Origin of the sequence: Corynebacterium freiburgense, assembly GCF_030408815.1 — a bacterium.
Classification (GTDB): Bacteria; Actinomycetota; Actinomycetes; order Mycobacteriales; family Mycobacteriaceae; genus Corynebacterium; species Corynebacterium freiburgense.
Genome location: NZ_CP047355.1, coordinates 2,006,357 through 2,025,838 on the forward strand (window position 1 = coordinate 2,006,357; position 19,482 = coordinate 2,025,838).

Annotated in this window: 19 protein-coding genes; 1 reads left to right on the plus strand and 18 read right to left on the minus strand. The window is 50.8% G+C overall.

Features of this window, described 5'->3' with window-relative positions:
- Positions 1–21: 21 nt before the first annotated feature.
- The 17 genes from CFREI_RS09100 to CFREI_RS09180 all read right to left on the minus strand — a co-directional run bounded on the left by CFREI_RS09100 (position 22) and on the right by CFREI_RS09180 (position 17,862).
- Entirely contained in the window at positions 22–714 is a 693-nt protein-coding gene (locus tag CFREI_RS09100) for a YggS family pyridoxal phosphate-dependent enzyme (protein ID WP_027011915.1), read from the minus strand.
- A complete protein-coding gene (pgeF, locus tag CFREI_RS09105) occupies positions 711–1,430 on the minus strand; it encodes a peptidoglycan editing factor PgeF (protein ID WP_027011914.1) in 720 nt (239 codons plus the stop codon). Before pgeF ends, CFREI_RS09100 begins: the two co-directional genes overlap by 4 nt.
- 4 nt (positions 1,431–1,434) lie before the next feature.
- On the minus strand, positions 1,435–2,646 hold the full coding sequence (ftsZ, locus tag CFREI_RS09110) for a cell division protein FtsZ (protein WP_027011913.1): 1,212 nt from the start codon (positions 2,644–2,646) through the stop codon (positions 1,435–1,437).
- Positions 2,647–2,809: 163 nt separating this feature from the next.
- Positions 2,810–3,460, minus strand: a complete 651-nt coding sequence (locus CFREI_RS09115; RefSeq protein ID WP_035111350.1) for a cell division protein FtsQ/DivIB — start codon at positions 3,458–3,460, stop codon at positions 2,810–2,812.
- Positions 3,457–4,851, minus strand: coding sequence for a UDP-N-acetylmuramate--L-alanine ligase (gene murC / locus CFREI_RS09120; RefSeq protein ID WP_027011911.1), 1,395 nt, complete (start codon positions 4,849–4,851; stop codon positions 3,457–3,459). The genes CFREI_RS09115 and murC overlap by 4 nt, the downstream gene beginning before the upstream one ends.
- A 6-nt stretch (positions 4,852–4,857) precedes the next feature.
- Positions 4,858–5,919 (minus strand): undecaprenyldiphospho-muramoylpentapeptide beta-N-acetylglucosaminyltransferase, encoded by a 1,062-nt coding sequence (murG, locus tag CFREI_RS09125; protein WP_420834524.1) that lies wholly within the window; start codon positions 5,917–5,919, stop codon positions 4,858–4,860.
- A gap of 2 nt (positions 5,920–5,921) precedes the next feature.
- Positions 5,922–7,265, minus strand: a complete 1,344-nt coding sequence (locus CFREI_RS09130; RefSeq protein WP_051255804.1) for a peptidoglycan glycosyltransferase FtsW — start codon at positions 7,263–7,265, stop codon at positions 5,922–5,924.
- Positions 7,262–8,608, minus strand: coding sequence for a UDP-N-acetylmuramoyl-L-alanine--D-glutamate ligase (gene murD, locus CFREI_RS09135; protein WP_027011909.1), 1,347 nt, complete (start codon positions 8,606–8,608; stop codon positions 7,262–7,264). The genes CFREI_RS09130 and murD overlap by 4 nt, the downstream gene beginning before the upstream one ends.
- Positions 8,609–9,709, minus strand: coding sequence for a phospho-N-acetylmuramoyl-pentapeptide-transferase (gene mraY / locus CFREI_RS09140; protein ID WP_027011908.1), 1,101 nt, complete (start codon positions 9,707–9,709; stop codon positions 8,609–8,611).
- 7 nt (positions 9,710–9,716) lie between these two features.
- Positions 9,717–11,153 carry a UDP-N-acetylmuramoyl-tripeptide--D-alanyl-D-alanine ligase gene (locus CFREI_RS09145; RefSeq protein WP_027011907.1) on the minus strand — a complete coding sequence of 479 codons (1,437 nt, stop codon included), beginning with the start codon at positions 11,151–11,153 and terminating at the stop codon, positions 9,717–9,719.
- The gene (locus tag CFREI_RS09150) at positions 11,150–12,571 is read right to left on the minus strand and encodes a UDP-N-acetylmuramoyl-L-alanyl-D-glutamate--2,6-diaminopimelate ligase (RefSeq protein ID WP_027011906.1); all 1,422 of its coding nucleotides are present in this window, start codon (positions 12,569–12,571) and stop codon (positions 11,150–11,152) included. The genes CFREI_RS09145 and CFREI_RS09150 overlap by 4 nt, the downstream gene beginning before the upstream one ends.
- 44 nt (positions 12,572–12,615) lie before the next feature.
- Positions 12,616–14,463, minus strand: a complete 1,848-nt coding sequence (locus tag CFREI_RS09155) for a peptidoglycan D,D-transpeptidase FtsI family protein (protein WP_084170648.1) — start codon at positions 14,461–14,463, stop codon at positions 12,616–12,618.
- Positions 14,460–15,095: a cell division protein FtsL gene (gene ftsL, locus CFREI_RS09160; RefSeq protein ID WP_051255803.1), complete on the minus strand. Its 636-nt coding sequence runs from the start codon at positions 15,093–15,095 to the stop codon at positions 14,460–14,462. Before ftsL ends, CFREI_RS09155 begins: the two co-directional genes overlap by 4 nt.
- A gap of 12 nt (positions 15,096–15,107) precedes the next feature.
- On the minus strand, positions 15,108–16,088 hold the full coding sequence (rsmH, locus tag CFREI_RS09165; protein ID WP_027011904.1) for a 16S rRNA (cytosine(1402)-N(4))-methyltransferase RsmH: 981 nt from the start codon (positions 16,086–16,088) through the stop codon (positions 15,108–15,110).
- Between the two features lie 135 nt (positions 16,089–16,223).
- Positions 16,224–16,655, minus strand: coding sequence for a division/cell wall cluster transcriptional repressor MraZ (mraZ, locus tag CFREI_RS09170; protein ID WP_027011903.1), 432 nt, complete (start codon positions 16,653–16,655; stop codon positions 16,224–16,226).
- Between the two features lie 353 nt (positions 16,656–17,008).
- Positions 17,009–17,386 carry a DUF3040 domain-containing protein gene (locus tag CFREI_RS09175; RefSeq protein WP_027011902.1) on the minus strand — a complete coding sequence of 126 codons (378 nt, stop codon included), beginning with the start codon at positions 17,384–17,386 and terminating at the stop codon, positions 17,009–17,011.
- A gap of 80 nt (positions 17,387–17,466) precedes the next feature.
- Entirely contained in the window at positions 17,467–17,862 is a 396-nt protein-coding gene (locus tag CFREI_RS09180) for an SAV_6107 family HEPN domain-containing protein (RefSeq protein WP_027011901.1), read from the minus strand.
- A 69-nt stretch (positions 17,863–17,931) separates the two neighbouring features.
- Here CFREI_RS09180 and CFREI_RS09185 point away from each other — a divergent pair, with 69 nt between their 5' ends.
- Entirely contained in the window at positions 17,932–18,534 is a 603-nt protein-coding gene (locus CFREI_RS09185; protein ID WP_240483179.1) for a GNAT family N-acetyltransferase, read from the plus strand.
- Here CFREI_RS09185 and CFREI_RS09190 read toward each other — a convergent pair.
- Positions 18,524–19,477 (minus strand): methylenetetrahydrofolate reductase, encoded by a 954-nt coding sequence (locus tag CFREI_RS09190; protein ID WP_027011899.1) that lies wholly within the window; start codon positions 19,475–19,477, stop codon positions 18,524–18,526. The genes CFREI_RS09185 and CFREI_RS09190 overlap by 11 nt on opposite strands.
- Between the last annotated feature and the right edge of the window lie 5 nt (positions 19,478–19,482).

A 19,482-nucleotide genomic window follows, 5' to 3' on the forward strand; every position in this document is an offset into this window, starting at 1 on the left:
GTTGTGCGTCATTCGCTTGTCCTACCGTAAAACGCGTTGCCCCATGATCCCGGTTCCGACACGCACGATTGTCGAACCTGCTGAAATTGCTTGTTCTAAGTCTTGCGACATTCCGGCGCTAAAATCCAACGAATCTCCATAACAAGCGCACAATTTATCAAACATTCTTCGTGCACGATCGAACGAATTATCCCCTACGGGAAGTACGCACATAAGTCCGACAAATTCGAGATATTGTGCCTCAGAAATAACTTCTGCAAGCGTTTCTATTTCAGCCTCTTGTGCACCACCGCGCGCAATATTCCCATCCATACTCATTTGCACCATGCATCCCAATGGCCCCTTACGTTGCCCACGATCGATCGCAAGACCAGCACCTTTATTTAAGGAATGCGCTAGTTTGAGCGAATCGACAGATTGCACTGTAGTTGCCCAACGTGCAACAGAATTCGCTTTTTTGGTTTGCACTTGGCCAATCATATGGAAATTCATTTCCGGTAGCAAAGTTGCTTTTTCTCTGGCCTCTTGATCTTTATTTTCCCCAACCTCACGAATACCTAACTCGAACAGCAACTCGATATCTTCTATTGGGTGATGTTTTGTCACTGGAAGTAACTTTATTTCATCCGGATTCCTACCCGCAGTATGAGCGGCTCGCTCAATACGCCCGCGAACGAGTGTGAGATTTGCTACCAATTCATCGCGGCGATTCATTGGAGCCACACTAGTCCCGCTTGACGGCCAGTTTTCCCATCACGCCTATAGGAAAACATCGCCTCATCTTCAATAGTGCACCGCGGATCGGCGTCAATTGCCATCACGCCCAGGGCCAGCAATTGGCGGATAATACCTTTCCTAATGTCTAACCCACTTGTGCCCTGCTTTGTAGTAACACGAGCCCCAGGTAGATGTTTTTCTACATCTTCAGCCATTGCCTCAGGCACTTCATAGCGCGCACCAGATGCGGCGGGGCCAAGTAGTGCGTGAATCTGGTATGGCTTTGCACCAAGCCCAAGCATTGCCTGCACCGTTTTTTCTACAATTCCATTTCTAGCGCCGATGCGACCGGCATGTACAGCTGCAACCACTCCTGCTTCAGTATCAGAAAGTAGTACAGGCACACAGTCTGCAGTAAGTACTGCTAAAGCTAAACCTTTGGTGGTTGTTACCAAGGCATCGGTTGCTTCCACAGGTTGGGCTTGGGGTTCTGATACTACGGTCACAGTATTTGTATGAAGTTGTTCCATCCATACAATATTGGTTTCTGGCAAACCAAGAACCCTGGCGAGCCGCGCGCGGTTTGCACGCACCGCTTCCGGGGCGTCGTCAACATGGTCGCCTAAATTAAAGGAATCATACGGATAACGGGAAACCCCGCCGGCACGGGTAGTAAATACCTTGCGGACGGGGCGATCATGTATTGTGCCCATACAGTTATCGTAGGAAACTAGGCACTCCTAGGTCATCTTCATCATTATGATTCCGGGAATCATTGCCGGTAAACATGCCCCCATGCTGTAGCCGATTCCGTGCCTCACCTGCGCGTGCCTCATATGCCCGAGGCGCAGGTGCGGGGGTTGGTTCTTCCTCAACATCAGCAAAAAGAGATTCCCGTGGCGCCGGTGTCGGGTTTTCCGGTTCCTTTTCAAGCGGCTTTTCAGCTTTTTTATTGAGCTGGGTGACTGTTGCTGCATTATTCGTTGCCGGATCAAACCCTGCGGCAATTACCGTTACGCGGATTTCATCGCCTAGGTTGTCATCGATAATGGTGCCGAAAATAAGGTTTACATCATCATCGGCCAGTTCTTTTACGCAGTGCGCAGCCTCATTGACTTCCTGCAGGCCAAGGTCGGAGCCTCCAGCAAATGATAGAAGAACACCCTTGGCACCAGCCATTGTAGATTCCAATAATGGAGAATTCACGGCCTGTTCAGCTGCCGCTCGGGCACGGTTTTCCCCACGGGCTGAGCCAATGCCCATAAGTGCAGAACCTGCGTCTTGCATAACAGAACGCACGTCGGCAAAGTCAACATTAATAACGCCTGGGGTGGTAATCAGGTTTGTAATGCCCTGCACACCATCATGAAGTACTTGGTCGGCATTTCGGAATGCATCCACCAAAGACATATTTGGTTCACCAAGCTGCATAAGCCGATCGTTTGGAATAACAATAAGGGTATCGCAAACTTCACGCAGGGCTTCGATACCTTCTTCGGCTTGCCGAGCACGGCGATTACCTTCAAAGCTAAAGGGGCGGGTAACTACACCGACGGTCAGCGCGCCAAGTTTTTTGGCGATATTAGCGACGACCGGCGCCGCACCGGTCCCAGTTCCGCCGCCTTCACCTGCGGTAACAAAGACCATATCTGCGCCACGAAGGGTCTCTTCGATTTCGCTTTTATGGTCTTCCGCTGAGGTCCGACCCACCTCAGGGTTTGCGCCAGCACCGAGGCCACGGGTTGCTTCACGTCCGATATCCAGTTTGACTTCGGCATCGGAGAACATCAGCGCTTGGGAGTCCGTATTGACGGCGATAAATTCGACGCCCTTCAACCCCTCTTCGATCATGCGGTTTACAGCGTTTGCGCCGCCACCACCGACACCGACAACCTTGATTACGGCGAGGTAATTGTTCGGAGAGGTCATAAGAGGTTGACTCGCCTTTCTTCTTTATTGATGAGTGCTAAACATGCCTACCAGCAAGTAGGGACCTATTTATCATGAGTGAAAACGCACGTAAATTGTGAGACATTTAGGGGCGTGTCGGTACATTAAACCTTTACTTTAAAGTTGTTGAACTGCGAAAACACTACTTCACTGTGACTTGGATAGGGTCACTTACATTCCAGTGTTGCCCTTCCCGCTGAAGTACAATTCGCGTGGCCACAGCCTTATCGTGGTTGTTTTCTGGCGCCCCCCACTCAACTGTTCGCCCATCATCAAACACGAGTGTGACGCTATATGGGTCTGGCACTTCAAATGCAACAATTTCTTCTGGAAGATCACTCAGTGATTCGATAATTTCACCAAGTTTGCCAAAAAGTTCAGCATCGTCTTCTTTTGTCCCTCGAATCTCGATTGATCCGGGTGGAGGTGTATCGATCAAAAATGCGGTTCCCGTGCGATCAATAAGATGCTCGCCGTCTTTGCGTTTTACATACATAACGGCTTGCCGCTCGTGGACTTCAATAGCCACCGTGTCAGGCCAAGAGCGCACCACCGTCGCTTTGGCTATCCACGGCAGCGTTGCGACGTCATTTGCCGCGCGGCGGGCATCAATGCTTGCGAGGTTATCCCCCCCACGAAGCTTTGATGCCTCAATAATCTCTTCCGTGCTTGTCACTTCTTGCCCCCGCACCTCAAAATTCTTCACACTGAATAGCGGGGTGAAATACACAACAACTACCGCAGCGATAATAAGAAGCACTGCGGTAAGCACATAAAAGATTCTTCGATTCACCTGAGTTCGTTAAGTATTTCTGGTCCGAGCATTGTCACACTTCCAGCGCCCATTGTAAGCACAAGATCCCCAGATCTTGCGATTTCCGCGACACGTTTTGGAACTTCATCAAACTTAGCTACATAGTGCGCATTGATTTTATCGGCGATAATGCGGCCATCAACTCCGGGTACTGGTTCTTCGCGTGCACCGTAAATATCCATGACAATAACTTCATCAGCAATGGAAAGCGCTTGAGCGAATTCATTTTGAAATTCAATGGTTCGCGAATATAGATGAGGCTGGAAAACCACAACCACTCTCCCCTCACCCAAAGTGCGCACTTTTTCCTGAGATGCCTCAAGTACTGCAGCAACTTCAGTGGGGTGGTGTGCATAATCGTCAATTATGCGAACATTGGCGTACTTTCCTTTTGTAATAATTCCCACAAAACTAAAACGACGCCGCACACCAGTAAAACCACTTAAACCATAGCCAAGTTCTTCCAGATCCCCTCCGGCTAAGACACCAGCAAGCAGTGCCGCGGCACCATTGAGCGCCATATGCTTACCAGGCACCTGTAAATCTATTTCTACTTTTGAATCACCGATTGTGACTGTAAAAGACGCACCAAATACTGTTGGCCGAAAATCTGAAATTCGAGCATCACAATGTTCGGCCATGCCATAGGTTTTTACTGCAATACCCTTTGCTTTACAGCGCTCACCAAGCGCCGCAGCATGGGCATCTTCATTGCAAACAATAAGTGTGCCACCAGGCTCAATTCGGTCAGCAAAATCATCGAAAACCTGAAAATAAGCTTCTGGCGTGGAAAAGAAATCCAAATGATCTGGCTCGATATTTGTAACAACGGCAATGCTAGGGCGGTAGCTCAATAAGGATGCGTCTGATTCATCCGCTTCAGCAACAAACATATCACCCGAACCATGGTGAGCATTGGTTCCAGCTTTACTTAACTGCCCACCAATAGCAAAACTCGGGTCCAGGTGCGCCGCTTGCATAGCAACTACCGCCATAGAGGTTGTGGAGGTTTTTCCATGGGTACCCGCAATAAGTATTTGCTTGTACCCTTCCATTAGTTCTGCTAGTAAATCGCTGCGTCGGATAATTGGAATTCCGGCTTGTTCTGCAGCTACCAGCTCAGGATTGTCCTTAGGTATTGCCGCAAATGAAGTCACCACTGTAGTTGGGAGCTCACCACTTATAGCGAGGTTTTCACTGCGGTGTCCCACCGCAATATGAGCACCCATTGAGCGGAGTGCAAGGAGTACTCGGGAGTCCTTTACATCAGACCCACTCACTACCGCACCGCGAGATAGCAAGATTCCAGCCACACCGGACATTCCAGCGCCACCAATCCCAATGAGGTGGACTCGAGACAAATCAGTCATATTCCCTTAGCTTTTCTGAGAGTTGAGAATGCGGCGTGCGATTTCTTCCGCCGCGTGGCCAAGTCCGCTCCTCCGGGCAGCATCAACCATGCTGTCATGGATTTCGGGATCTCCAAGGATTGCTTTTACTTGGGTAGCTAATCCTTGCGCCGTGAGATCAGAGTCATAAATAAGAGTTGCTGCACCCGCACTAATGACCGATTGTGCATTCAGTGCTTGCTCACCATTGCCATGTGGCAAAGGTACATAGATTGCAGGGAGTCCGGCTGCTGTTACTTCCGCAACGGTCATCGCTCCGGCACGACACACTACCAGGTCAGAAATTGCGTATGCTAAATCCATTCGATCAATATATGGAACGGCCACATAGCCGGGATGCACTGGTGGAGCTTCATTTTTCTTTCCATATGCGTGAAGGATTTGAATGCCAGCAGTAGTAATCGCTTCACAAGCATCAGCAAGTGCAAGGTTAAGGGAGCGGGCACCTTGGGAGCCGCCAGTAACCAAAAGAGTTGGTTTATTAGGGTCTAGACCCCATGCTTGGTAACCTTCCTGCCTGGTCTCCTCAGACTGGGTGCCGGAAAGGTTTGCGCGAATCGGCACGCCCACGACGTCGCCACGCATGCCCGAGCCAGGGACCGCATTAAGGCCGGTACCGCCAAGCCACACGCCAAGCTTATTAGCCAGACCTGCGCGAGCATTTGCCTCATGTACAAAATACGGTAAACCAAGAGTGCGTGCCGCCACATACGCGGGAGCGGAAACATACCCCCCAAATCCAATAAGCGCATCGGCTTTGGCTGCTTTTAGGATATTTCGAGTCTGATGTACGGCCTTGAGCACTCGAAATGGAAGCAATATAAGATCCACATTGAGTTTTCGGGGCACCGGGACTGGGTCAATTAAATCAAGTTTGTATCCGCGCTTTGGGATCAGATCAGTTTCCAGACCGCGTTCCGTGCCTAACGCGGTCACATTCGCCCCCTGCTCCCGTAGTGCATCCGCTACGGCTAGTGCCGGTTCAATATGCCCAGCTGTACCGCCACCCGCCACAACGATATTCACCACTATTACCTTCTCCTTCGTCGATTCGCTGGTGTCCTTTCAACGACGCTACCACCACGAGAAGTAACAGGACGACCGAAGCGTGCAGGCTCTTTTGGCTTTATACGCTTTGCATTTGGCGCCACAGGTTCCGGTAAACGCAGTATTCTGTCCCAAGCACCTCGACCGTAATTCTGCATTGTCGAAATTGCCTCAGGTTCATGTCGCGCACAATTCGCCAAAAGACCCATAGCACCCAAAGTAATAATTGCCGAGGTACCGCCCGCAGAAATCATAGGCAATTGAATGCCGGTCACAGGAACCAAGCCAACAACATACCCAATATTAATAAAAGCTTGCGCAACTACACCGGCAGTCAATGATGCTGCTAATAAGCACTGAAAACGGCTTTGGCTACGCTGGGCGGTTCGTAAACCAAACCATGCCAAAAGCCCAAAAAGGCCAATAACAATCGCGCCCCCCCACAGGCCTAGTTCTTCGCCAATAATTGCAAAAATAAAATCGTTTTTTGCTTCCGGCAAATAGAACCACTTTGCGCGCGATTGACCTAAACCCACTCCTGTAAGGCTGCCATCAGCAAGGGAAAGAAAACCCTGATATGACTGAAATGCGCGCCCGCGGGTATCCGAAAAAGAGCCAAACAGTGCATCAAAATACACAGTAAAACGGTCTGAACGGAATCCTCCGCTCATACTTAAAACAAGCAACCCCACGCCCACAACCGCAACGGCTCCCAAAATAAGATTCTTATTTACACCCGCAAAAAACAGAACAAAACCTACGACCACTAAAAACGCCAACGCCATACCAACGTCGCCCTGGAAAACAATCAAACTCACCATAAGGATGGACACGCCGCCAAACTTAAGATAGCGCTGATCCATACCAGGAGTTTTATTCTTCCGTGCTGATAGCATTGCAGAACCCCAGACCGCAATGGCTACTTTGGCAATCTCTGAAGGTTGTATGCGAAGCGGCCCAAGCACAATCCAGGATTGTGAACCTACTTCTTCCCGCCCGGTACCGATACCCGGAATAAGTACCAATACCAATAGGACTATAGACACCACCAAAAGCGCGCCCGCCCAGCGCTTAATTGATTCTGGCCGCATTCTAAGCGCGAACCAAAAGGCAAAACACCCAACAACCACCATGGCTGCTTGTTTGATTGCTGTGCCCCAAACCGTGTCACCGTCAAGAACTGACCATGTCATTGAGCTTGAAGTCACCATAAGCACACCAAGCCCGGTAAGTGCAGCAACAATAATGCTAATAACGTAGTAGTCGGTCAGAGGGCGTGCATTTACATCGCGTGAAACTTCTTGAACTTTTTCCGCAAGTGTTGTCATTCAGCGCTCCCGGCGGCAGCTTGGGCAAAGAGATTTCCGCGCTGGCTCATACCGGAAAACATATCGAGCGATGCTGCAGCGGGGGCAAGCAACACCACATCACCCGGAGCGACAATATTTCGAGCAGCTGCCACCAACTCGCGCATCGCATCATTTGGGGATAATGAATCAGTAATCACCACAGGAATTGTGGGATCAATTGTAGCCAATTCATTTGCTATAGTGTGGCGATCCACGCCGAGCAATAAGGCAGCTTTGAGGCGATGCGCATGTTTTTCCAATAACGGCCGAATATCAGCACCTTTTAATTGTCCACCGGCAATCCAAACCACCGAATCATGCCCCTCCAAGGCAGCATCTGCGGCATGCGGATTCGTGGCCTTGGAATTATCAATATACGACACACCATCAGCCGAATAGACCACTTGACCACGATGCCCAGAAACCTGAAAATTCGCCAATGCTTCTGCAATGGCTGTCGGTTCAATCCCCTGCGAACGCGCCATCGCCGTAGCTGCTAAAGCATCAAGGATTCCTGCTGGCCCTGGGGGTGAAATTCCTTCAATTGGCGCAATCACACCGCCCCCAAATGCGCGGTCAATAATATAGCCATCCTGAACACCGACTTGCCCCTGAGCTGGTACACCCAAAGTAAAACCAATGGCATTGCCAGCCCGGCGAGCTACTTCAAGGTCATCAATACCAATAATGGCCACACCACGCAGTGCCTTCATTTTCGCTTCAGCATAGGCATCAAAACTGCCATGCCAATCAATATGATCGTGGGCCAGATTGAGCACACAACCAACATCAGGCGTAAGTTCCTCCGACCAATGCAATTGGAAGCTTGACAATTCCGCCACCAAAATATCAATCCGTGGAGATGCCGTAAGAGCATCTCCAACAGCCACACCGATATTCCCAACGGCAGCCGCAGTTTTTGGGCCGCGTTTCATCATTTCAGCAAGCATGGCGGTTGTAGTGGTTTTCCCATTTGTACCGGTAACAACCATCCACGTATGAGGCTTTCCAAAAGCACCATCACGGTCGAGCCGCCACGCCAATTCCACATCGCCGATGACTGGGATATTGTTGGCGGCGGCGTCGAGAAGCAATGGTGTATCGGGGCGCCAACCTGGGGACGTCACCACATAGGAATAATTTGCCCAATCTACCTCAGCTGGGGCGATTGTGGCGGCACCGGTGGCTTCACCAACGCGAAACCGTGCGGTTTCATCATTATCCGCAACCGTAACCTCCACCCCTAAATCCACCAACATGCGCGCGCAACCAGCACCGGAAACCCCGGCACCAGCAACTAAAACATGGCCCTGGATAAACATTTACACTCCCGCAACATTCAGCCATTCGGTATAGAACAATGCCATGCCGCCGATACAAGCCATTGCCGTCATCAGCCAGAAACGAATTACTACCGTTGTTTCTGCCCAGCCACCATTTTCAAAATGATGGTGGAATGGCGCCATTCGGAAAAACCTAGTGCCTCGGGTACGGAACACCACAACCTGGATTACTACTGAGGCCGCCTCGATAACAAACAATGCACCAATAACGATCATTAGCAATTCGGTGCGAGATGCCACCGAAAGCCCAGCAACCAAACCACCCAATGCCAGGGAACCAGTATCACCCATAAAGATTTTTGCAGGCGCCGCATTCCACCATAAGAAACCCAAACAACCGCCCAAACCAGCCGCCGCTAGAATTGCCAAATCAAGCGGATCGCGCACCGAATAGCATCCAGACTTCACCGCTAATTCACAAGAATTACGGAATTGCCAGAACGTAATCATTGTGTAAGCGCCCATGACCATTGCGGTTGAGCCAGCGGCAAGGCCATCCAAACCGTCTGTTAAGTTCACGGCATTCGACCAAGCGCTAATCAAAATATATATAAACAGCAAAAATACAATAATGCCAAGAATGCTGCCACCGAAACTAATATCTAAAATATCAATATCCCGGATAAAGGAAAGATGGGTAGAGCCCGGTGTAAGACCCTTCTCATTGGCAAATTGCAAAATAAGAAAACCAAACAATAAGGAAACAGCCGCCTGGCCAATAAGCTTCGCTTTTTTATTAAGCCCCAGGTTACGACCCATAGCTAATTTAATATAGTCATCAGCAAAGCCAAGGCCGCCCAATGTAAGCGTTAAGCCCAATACCAAGAGTCCGGAGACGGTAAAGCCGCCGTACCCCATAAGCAAGCCCATAACACCCGACACCAGGTAGGCCACTAAAATACCGGCAAGGATTGCAATACCACCCATCGTTGGGGTGCCGCGTTTCCGGAGATGGGACTTTGGACCCTCTTCACGGATCTCCTGACCAATTCCCTCAGCACTAAACCAACGAATGAGCACTGGGGTAAAGAAGATTGCCACAAGGAAACTAATCCCGGCGCTTATAAGGATTTGGGTCACTGTTAGCTCACTTTTCGGTTAGGCATGCTTCGATCAGACCTGTGGCTACATCCCACAGGCCTTCAGCAAAGGAAGCTTTTACAAGTACAGCATCCTTTGGCTGAAGTTCTTCCGCAATTAAGTTAATAGCTGCATCTGAACTATCTGCTATCAGGGTGGGTATTTCCCGAACTTGCGCAGCCTCTGCCAGGGCATGCGCGTGAACATCTACCCCCACAACCACAAGCCTGTCTATTCCAAGTTCTACGATTACATCCGCCAAACGACGATGTTCATCCAAGGCTTCCGCGCCTAGCTCACCCATTTGGCCAAGCACTGCCCAGCTACGTCCTTGCGCAGTGCGAGCCAATGCCGCTAACCCAGCGCGCATCGAATCCGGGTTCGCATTGTAGGCATCATTGATAATTACGACACCATCCGCGCGGGTTCGCACATCCATACGGTGTGCTGAGGCGGCGGTATGCGCCTCAAGCTTATCGACGACCGCGTCCAGGTCACCGCCAGCTTCCAACGCCGCACCTACCGCGGCCAGAGCATTCCCAACCTGATGCTCCCCATGCACCTGCAACGACACCTGACGATCACCAACCGGCGTATGCAATACAAACGAAGGCCGAGCTAATGCATCCAAAGTAATATCAGTGGCAAAATACTCCGCTTCCTGTTGCGTGGAGAACCGCACGACCTTGGCTTTTGTCCGAAAAGCCATACCCATAACAGCAGGATCATCGGCATTGAGCACTGCAACACCATCCGCTGGCAACGCCTCGATCAGCTCGCCTTTTGCTTCCGCAATGGTTTCGCGAGAACCAAACTCCCCAAGGTGGGCACTTCCCACATTAAGCACCACACCAATATGCGGCGGGGTTACTTCCGTAAGGTGACGAATATGACCAACCCCACGTGCCGACATTTCCGCCACTAAATACTTCGTATCGTTGGTACAACGCAAGGCGGTATATGGCAGGCCGATCTCATTATTGAAACTCCCTGGCGGAGCAACGGCCTGATCCAATAGCGAAGCCAGAAAGTCCTTTGTTGATGTCTTACCCGCCGAACCAGTCACACCAATAACCCGAACGCCTGTTTGCTCAACGATATGACGGGCAAGCTTTGAAAGCGCAGCAATTACTGACGCCGTTGCCCCAGTAGCATCATGAGCATAAGCCTCCGCATTCGTTTCCGGGCGCGGCACCTCCGGCACAAGAATTGCCGGTGCTGGAACCTCACGAGCAGCCAATACTACAACTGCTCCCTGTGCAATCGCGGTTTCCGCAAAATCATGCCCATCTACCCGAGCACCCGGAAACGCAATAAACACTGACCCTTCCGTAACCTTTCGGGAATCAAATTCCACGCTGCCAGTTACTACAACATCAGGATCCACGTTATGTAGCGTGCCACCAACTACCTCGGCAATTTCACCAACGCGCATAGAAATCATGACTGCACCTCAGACAATGCTTGAGCTAATTCCAAACGATCATCAAACGGGTGCATAACCCCCTGCACTAGCTGCCCAGTTTCATGACCTTTACCCGCAACAACAATCGCATCCCCCGGTTTTGCCCAAGCAACCACAGCACGAATCGCCTTTGCGCGGTCTCCAATTTCAATAACCTTAGCGCTTCCCTGCTTCGCGCCCTTTAATACGGCCGCACGAATCGCTGCCGGATCTTCCGAACGAGGATTATCATCTGTAACCACAACAAAATCTGCGCGGCGTGCCGCCTCCAATCCCATAATTGGGCGTTTACCAGCATCCCGGTCCCCGCCGGCACCAAGGACAATTCCAAGGCGGCCCTGGGACTGCTGTTTTTCTAAGTCTTGACGTAATGCATCCAGCACGGCAGCCACCGCAGCTGGTTTATGTGCATAATCCACAACGGCAAGAAACTCCTGACCAGCATCAATAACTTCCATACGACCAGGCACACCAACTACCTTTAGCCCTTTGGCAAACTCCTGTGGATCCAAACCAACCGCCGCCACACATGTCACCGCTAATGCGGCATTGAGCACATTAAAGTGCCCAGGTAATGAAAGTTCAACATCAATATCACGGTCGCCAATGCTCACCGTAAATTCCTGCGGGGCTCGTTCAGTAATTTTGCCTACCGCAAGCCCCCCAAATTCATCGAGAATTCGCTTACCCCAATCCTCAGCAAAAGCGATGTTTTGAGCAGCCATTCCTTGGAAGAATTTCGCTTTCGCCTCGAAATATTCCTCCATTGTATGGTGGAAATCTAAATGGTCCTGTGACAAATTGGTAAACGCCGCAATATCGAAGGAAATACCGTCAACTCGATGCAGCGACAACGCATGACTAGAAACCTCCATCACTACATGAGTTACCCCGCGTTCGAGCATGAGTGCAAATAACTCCTGAAGCTTAGGAGCTTCCGGCGTGGTTAGCGACGTCGGCAACCATTCACCATCAATTTTCGTGCCAGTTGTACCGATTAAGCCCACCTTAAGCCCCATGCGGCGAAGCCCCACCTCAAGCATATGCGTAGTGGTGGTTTTACCTGATGTGCCTGTAATACCGATTACCGTAAGGTGCTTACTAGGATCGCCATACACAGCAGCAGCAACCGGACCAAGGATAGGGCGAACCTGTGGAACCACCACAATTGGACGGTGCTCATCAACCAAGAGTTCAAGCCCTTGCTCATCCGTTAAGATCGCCGAAGCTTTCGAGTCTTTAGCAAAGCTCGCACCGTGAGCTTTTGAACCTGGTACCGCCGCAAACACACCGCCCGATTGCAACTCCTGTGCGTGTAAGCCAATCGCATTAATTGATATATCTGCGGGGTTTACAAGCCTCCCACCTGCGATTTTCGCAAGGGTAGTCAAGTCCATTGGATTTTCTCCTTGGTCACGAGTCTTCGCCGAACTATTCCAGACTACGGGGTTTGGAGCACGAACGGACCTTCCACTGGCTCAGAAAGGGGGATATTATCCCGATTAAGCAACCATGAAGCAATGTCATGGAATAACGGAGCCGAGGATTGACCGCCTTCTCCATGTACACCACGCTTAGGTTCATCCAACATAATCGCCACAACATAGCGGGGATTATCGGCCGGAGCGATACCCGCAAAAGTAATCCAATACTTGGAATTGGAATAACAATTACATGCCGGATCCACCTTTTGAGCTGTCCCAGTTTTACCAGAAACTTGATAGCCCTCAATAGCAGCACCAGAACCTGTACCCATCTGCACACCCGAAGGATCATGTTGGGTAACAGAACGGAACATTTCGCGAACAGTTACGGCGGTTTCAGGTTTCATTACCTGCACCCGCTCCGGCTCCGATTGTTGTACCTCACTGCCATCTGAATTTTTTACCTTGCGAATAATACGAGGCTGAATCCGCTCACCATCATTGGCCACGGCCTGATATACACCGGCCATTTGCAATAAGGTCAATGACATGCCCTGCCCAATTGGCAGGTTGGCAAACGTTCCACCAGACCATTGCGAACGCGCCGGCAATAAACCCTCGGATTCGCTTGGGAGTTCTATTCCAGTGGACTGGCCAATGCCAAACTTTTCGAGCATGTCTGCGAATCGATCTTCACCCACGCGCTGAGCCATCATTAATGTGCCAACATTGGAGGACTTTCCGAAAATACCCGTAGTGGTAAAACCAACGGTTCCATGCTCCCATGCATCTTTGACAGTGACCCCCGCCATATCAATACTGCCAGGAACCTGCCAAACTTCATCTGGGGTTGTCAGCCCATCTTCAATGGCCGCTGAAGCGGTAATTACCTTAGCCACAGAACCCGGTTCAAACGGATGTGTAACCGCAGGATTATCAAAGTTTTTCCCTTTTTCCAGCTGACGGCTAATGTCGCCGGTAGGATCAATCGTCCCGTCGTTGGCCATTGCCAAAACTTCCCCAGTTGTTGCGTCAAGAACAACTGCCGACGCCCCTTGCGCCAATGAATGACTCTTTGCTTGCTCCACCTGCTGTTGAACATATGTTTGCAGATCGAGGTCAATAGTCAGCTCGATATCAGCTCCGTGCACTACTGGAACCTTATCCCGCAACGTACCAGGAATTACTTGACCATCGGTGGAAACATCCTCAGTTGAGCGACCGTCTATACCAGCAAGGACACTATCCGAAGCTGCTTCAAAACCGAACTGCCCGACCCCATCCATACTGATCTTGCCAATAATATTTTCCCCTACCGCACCATTCGGATACTGGCGGATATCTTGATGATCAGCAGCAATACCAGGAATTTTAGCGGCAATTTCAGATGCAACATCAGGATCTACATTTCGCACAAGCACTTCATAATTGGTATCAGCTTTAAGCTTTTCTAAAATTTCCTTTGAGGAAACTTTTTCAGAAGAAGCGCCCGCCTTTTCAATCATGTCTGGGATTTGCTTGGAAATATCTTTCAGCGTGTCATCCAAAGGGGCAAAATCATCAGGGAAACGCTCATGGCGTTCCTCAATTTCACCACGCAATACTTTAGGGGAAATTGTGAGCGAACGCGCTTGCATTGTATAAGCAAGACGCTTGCCATCACGGTCAGTGATAGTGCCGCGGCGTGCTGGATCCTTATAGGTACGCGCGCGCTGTTGTTCCGCTACAGCCGCAAGTGTAGGCCCCCAGACTAACTGCACCCAAGCTAGCCTGCCGATAAGTAATGCCACAGTGACGACTACCACGATTTTTACGATCCGTAGTCGCCTGCGGCCTACTTCTACCGGATCCAACTCCCGATTCACCGGGCACCACCATCAGTTCTTGGCGCGTACGGAGTCACCCCTGGAACTGCTGTAGTGCGCTGCTGATTGCTTTGCGGAATTGGATTTAGGTTTTCACTAACATCTCGAGTTTCATCCGGGTTCGAAGATGCCCGCGAAGGAGCAATTTGCTTTCCATTGACATCAATAATCGGACGGGTTTTCGAGGCATCGGCTGGGCGTTGTTCAACCACCTCACCGGTATCTTGCACAGCAAGCACACCAGGCTGATCTGGAACAACCATGCCCATATCTGAAGCGCGGCGAGCAATCTCCGCTGAGGAACGAGCTGTTTCCACATCCCGATGGAGAGTTTCCAATTCATTATTGAGCTGGGTTTCTTCCGCACTCAATTGTTGCAATTGGAACGTTTGCTCGGTTGATATACCAGAAAGCCCTATAGTGGTGGCAACTCCACCAAAAAGGACACCGGTAATAGCTACAACGAACTTAACGAGTTTGGGGTCGGCTTTTTTCGTAGTTGTTACCCGACGTCCGCGAACAGAGACCACCTGACGTGAACCAGGTGTGTGCTGAAAACGCCGCCGGGGTGGAGTGGTAACAGTACGCGGAAGTGCGGTGGGCTGAGGACGTACTGTAGTTATCTGAGTCATCGCTGCCTCCTTCTAGTGCACTTCGAGTCGTTCAATCGCTCGCACCCTTACAGGTGCAGCCCTGGGGTTATCTTCAATTTCCGCTGCCGAGGCTTTTTCTGCACCTCGCGTAATCAAACGGAATTTCGGTGCCGTTCCTGGTAAATCCATTGGCAAGCCAGGTGGTGTTTTAGAAGCCGTCATCTCCGCCAATTGCTTTTTCACAATCTTGTCTTCAAGAGATTGATAGCTCATAAACACGGCCCTACCGCCGATAGCCAAAGCTTCACCAATTACGGGAATCACTGCTGCCAGTGAATCCAATTCGCTATTCACTTCCACACGCAATGCCTGGAACGTTCGTTTTGCTGGATGCCCACCGGTACGCCGCGTAGCCGCCGGAATAGTGGCATACAAGAGTTCGACTAGCCGTGCCGAGTGCGTAAATGGTGCACGTTCACGTTCACGGATAATTGCGGAAGCAATCTTCCCAGCAAAACGCTCATCACCATAGGTTTTCAATACATGCGCCAATTCACCATGAGAGTAGGTGTTTAACACATCTGCAGCGGTAATCCCGGTGGTCGGATCCATGCGCATATCCAATGGGGCATCAACTTTATATGCAAAACCACGATCAACCTGATCCAATTGCATTGAAGAAACACCAAGATCGAATAATGCGCCTGCTACGCCAGCGCGAGCGCGATCAAAAATCTCACCTTCGCCATGCGCAAGAACTTCGCCCAAACCATCGAATCTGGTGTGCACACCAAGAAATCGATCACCGAAGCGTTCGAGGCGTTTACGGGCTCCAATTAGGGCCTTTGGATCCCTATCTAAGCCAATGACATATGCCTGTGGAAATACGGTAAGAAAATGTTCAGTGTGGCCACCTGCACCGAGGGTGGCGTCGATAAGTACAGAACCTGGTTGGACACTCGGAGCGAGCAATTCCGTAACGCGTTGCTTGAGTACTGGAATGTGTCCGTGGTGTTCAATGTGGTTGTCCATATGGCCTGTCCCCCTCTCGGTGCCGGAAATTAGCTAATAGTGCAGAGTACGTATAGAGCCCTGCCCGCTGGATCTGGTATCGGGGAAGTACACCAGATCCAGCGGGCAGAGTCCTTACACGTACCCTGCGGTGACTTAGAGTAAGCCACCCAAAACGTCATCTTCAGCATCGGAGAAGGAATCTTCCGTCTCCGCCTGATATGCGGCCCAGGACTCTGCGTCCCAGATTTCGAGGAAGTCCACAGACCCAATAACCACACATTCTTTGGTTAATCCTGCATATGCGCGGTGAGCTGCAGATAAGGTGATTCGCCCATGCCCATCGGGCCGCTGCTCATCCGCACTCGCAGCGAGATTACGGATAAAGGCGCGCGCCTTAGGGTTGGTACGTGAGACAGCCGCTGCCTTACGTGCACGTGCCGCAAACTCTTCGCGGGGGTACACAGCAAGAGAGTGATCTTGCCCTTTGGTCACCATAAGACCGCCTGCCAATTCCTCACGAAATTTCGCGGGAAGTGTAAGTCGGCCCTTATCGTCAAGCTTTGGAGTGTAGGTACCAAGGAACATCCGTGGCCCACCTTCCTCAGTCAAGACGATCCAACCTCACGGAGAGAAACTCCGTTGTGCCCCACACTACCCCACTTTGCCCCACTTTTAACACCCCAAAACCCCCACAAAGCCCCACTTTCTTTTATTTTTGCTGGTCAGAGCATATGAAACTTAGTGGGGCAACTATGAAAAATATAGGAAAATTGCCCCTAACATACGTCACATTAACCACATAAGACACTTTGTGTACCGCATTTTTAGGTAGTGCATGAATAAATGTGGGGCAATGTGGGTGATTACTGGGAAAACTGGGAACCCCCTAAAAGCACAAAACCCGCCTTGTTAATACACAAGGCGGGAATAGAAAAATATTAATTTCTGGGGTCATCAAATCTACGACGGAAATTCTCCTCCATTCGCGAACCCAATGCGCCAGACTTTAGCTTTACGGGTTTAGCGGCTACACGCGGTCCACCCCCACCACCACGCAGCATCCAGACACCAGCGCCAAACATGACTAAAAAGCCAACCACACTCAGTGCTGTAAACCATAGGTTTTGTTGGCTTAACGCCACCCCACCCACCAACATCACCAAACCTACAACCGTGATGGCAAGGCCTCGTAATGTAATCCCTGATTGCGGCTCTGGCGTGTGACCTGCAACGACAGCGCCAAATGCGGGATCGTCGGCAAGCAATGATTGCTCGATCTCCCGAAGCATCCTTTGCTCCTGCTCAGAAAGCGACACGGTTCCTCCACTGTGCTGGCCTGCTCTATGTACCATTTAACGCCAAGCGTAGCCGGAAAGTTCCCGGCTAGTGTGTATCGCTACGCTACCTGCGGCAATCTGGTATCAACTTCTTCAATAAAGCCAGCAACCTTGTCGAGAAAAATGGTCACATCGGCCGCAGATTTTCCACATGGAAGCCCTGCGATAGCGCGGGCTCGAATTGATGACCAATCGCCGAATTCAGCTGCCTGCCGAGCACCCGCGGCGTCGAGACGCTGCAATCGCTCCCAAGCGCCACCACGGCGTCGTGGAGCCCCACAAAGGCGCGCGCCTGCGGCACGTAATGCAGCTTGATACCCAGCATCGATTGCAAGCAATTCATCCCCCGCAAGGAGGTAATTCCGAGCCTGTTTAAGTAACCCATATGCCCGGGATAGGAAATCCTCACGTGGAGTATTCGCTCGAAAGAATGTCGCGGAAACAACGCTTGACATGGGATAACTCCTACAGTTGCGAACTTACATCCGAAACTCTATCTACCCCCTCGAACAGCGTGTGAACAAATGTTCGAGCAAGCTTTCCTTATGCTAGACCATGTGAGTGTTTCTTTGCGTCACCTCAGTAACCCTGAATTTGTGCATCATGCTGGTCAATTTGTGGATATATATGTACAAGCCATGTGTTATCACCCTGGGATACGGCACACCCGAATCAATGCATGGCAACAACTCACTCGCAACGCTGGCTTTACCGCCATATGCGCATTAGAAGACCGGAAACCAGTAGGCATTGCATTCGGATATATAGGCAATAAACACCACTGGTGGTATCAACAAATTCAGCACGGCCTATTACGTTCCGGGAAATATGGACCAGAAGCAAAGAAAATCCTGCGCCATTATTTTGAAATCGCAGAAGTGCATGTGCTTCCCAGCCGACAAGGACGCGGAATTGGACGCGCCCTTGTCCATGCGCTAGCCCGCCATGCGGAATCAAACTATGCCTTGCTTTCCACACCAGAAGTGGACAATGAAAACAATGCCGCATTTGGGCTCTACCGCAGCCTCGGGTTTAAAGACCTCCTGCGAAACTTCTATTTTTCTGGCGATGATCGCCCGTTTGCAGTGCTCTGGGCCCCTCTACCCTTGGAAAACACTAGCGGATAATATCCATATCGGCGGCGGGGGCCATACCCAAATTATGCAGCACTTCCTGAGTAGCTCGAACCAGGTTAAGGGTCATAAAGTGCAAATCTGGAGCGCCTTCCGCAATTAAACGCTCCGCCATTTCCGTAGTCACTTCAATGCCAACCTCCCGAATGGCTTCTTTATTGGCTACCTCATCCCCGGCAGCAGCTTTTATAAAACGTTGCTCAAGCTTTGGCGGCAATGCTGAACCAGAAAGCTCCATTTGGCGGCGAACAGAACGCAAACTCGTAATTGGCATAAGCCCCGGAATAATTGGCTTCGTACCGTGCTCTGGATCTACCGCAAGCCGATCACGGAGCCGGAGATAATGCTCGACATCAAAAAACATTTGTGTAATGGAATACTGCGCCCCGGCGCGAAGTTTCTGCAAGGTATAGTACGTGTCCTGTTCAAGTGACCCGGCCCGATAGTGCCCTTCCGGAAATGAGGCAATGCCGATTTCAAAATGGCTGCACTCCGGCAGGCTTTGCACTAGATCAATAAGTTCGCTGGCATAGCTAAGACCATTTTCAGTTGGGATCCAATCACCCAGTGGGTCTCCCGGTGGGTCTCCCCGTAATGCTAGAAGGTTAGAAAGTCCAAGTGCAGCGTATTCCTTAAGAATCTCTTCAAGTTCGGCTTTGGTGTGGTCCACCAACGTCAAGTGCACCAGGGTTGTTAATGGTTGGCCGGCCAAACGACGGGCTATACGGGCGGTACGTTGACGAGTACTACCACCAGCACCATAGGTTACGGAAACAAAGGAAGCGCCTAGATCGTGGAAGGTTTTAGCGGCGTTTTTAAGGCGGGTTTCGGCGGCGTCGTCACGTGGGGGCATAAATTCCACAGAAAATGGAACCCGGCCGGGAGTGGGGCGTTTCAGGGCGTCGGTAATAGAAAGCTGGTAATTCGTTGCGGTCATGCCTG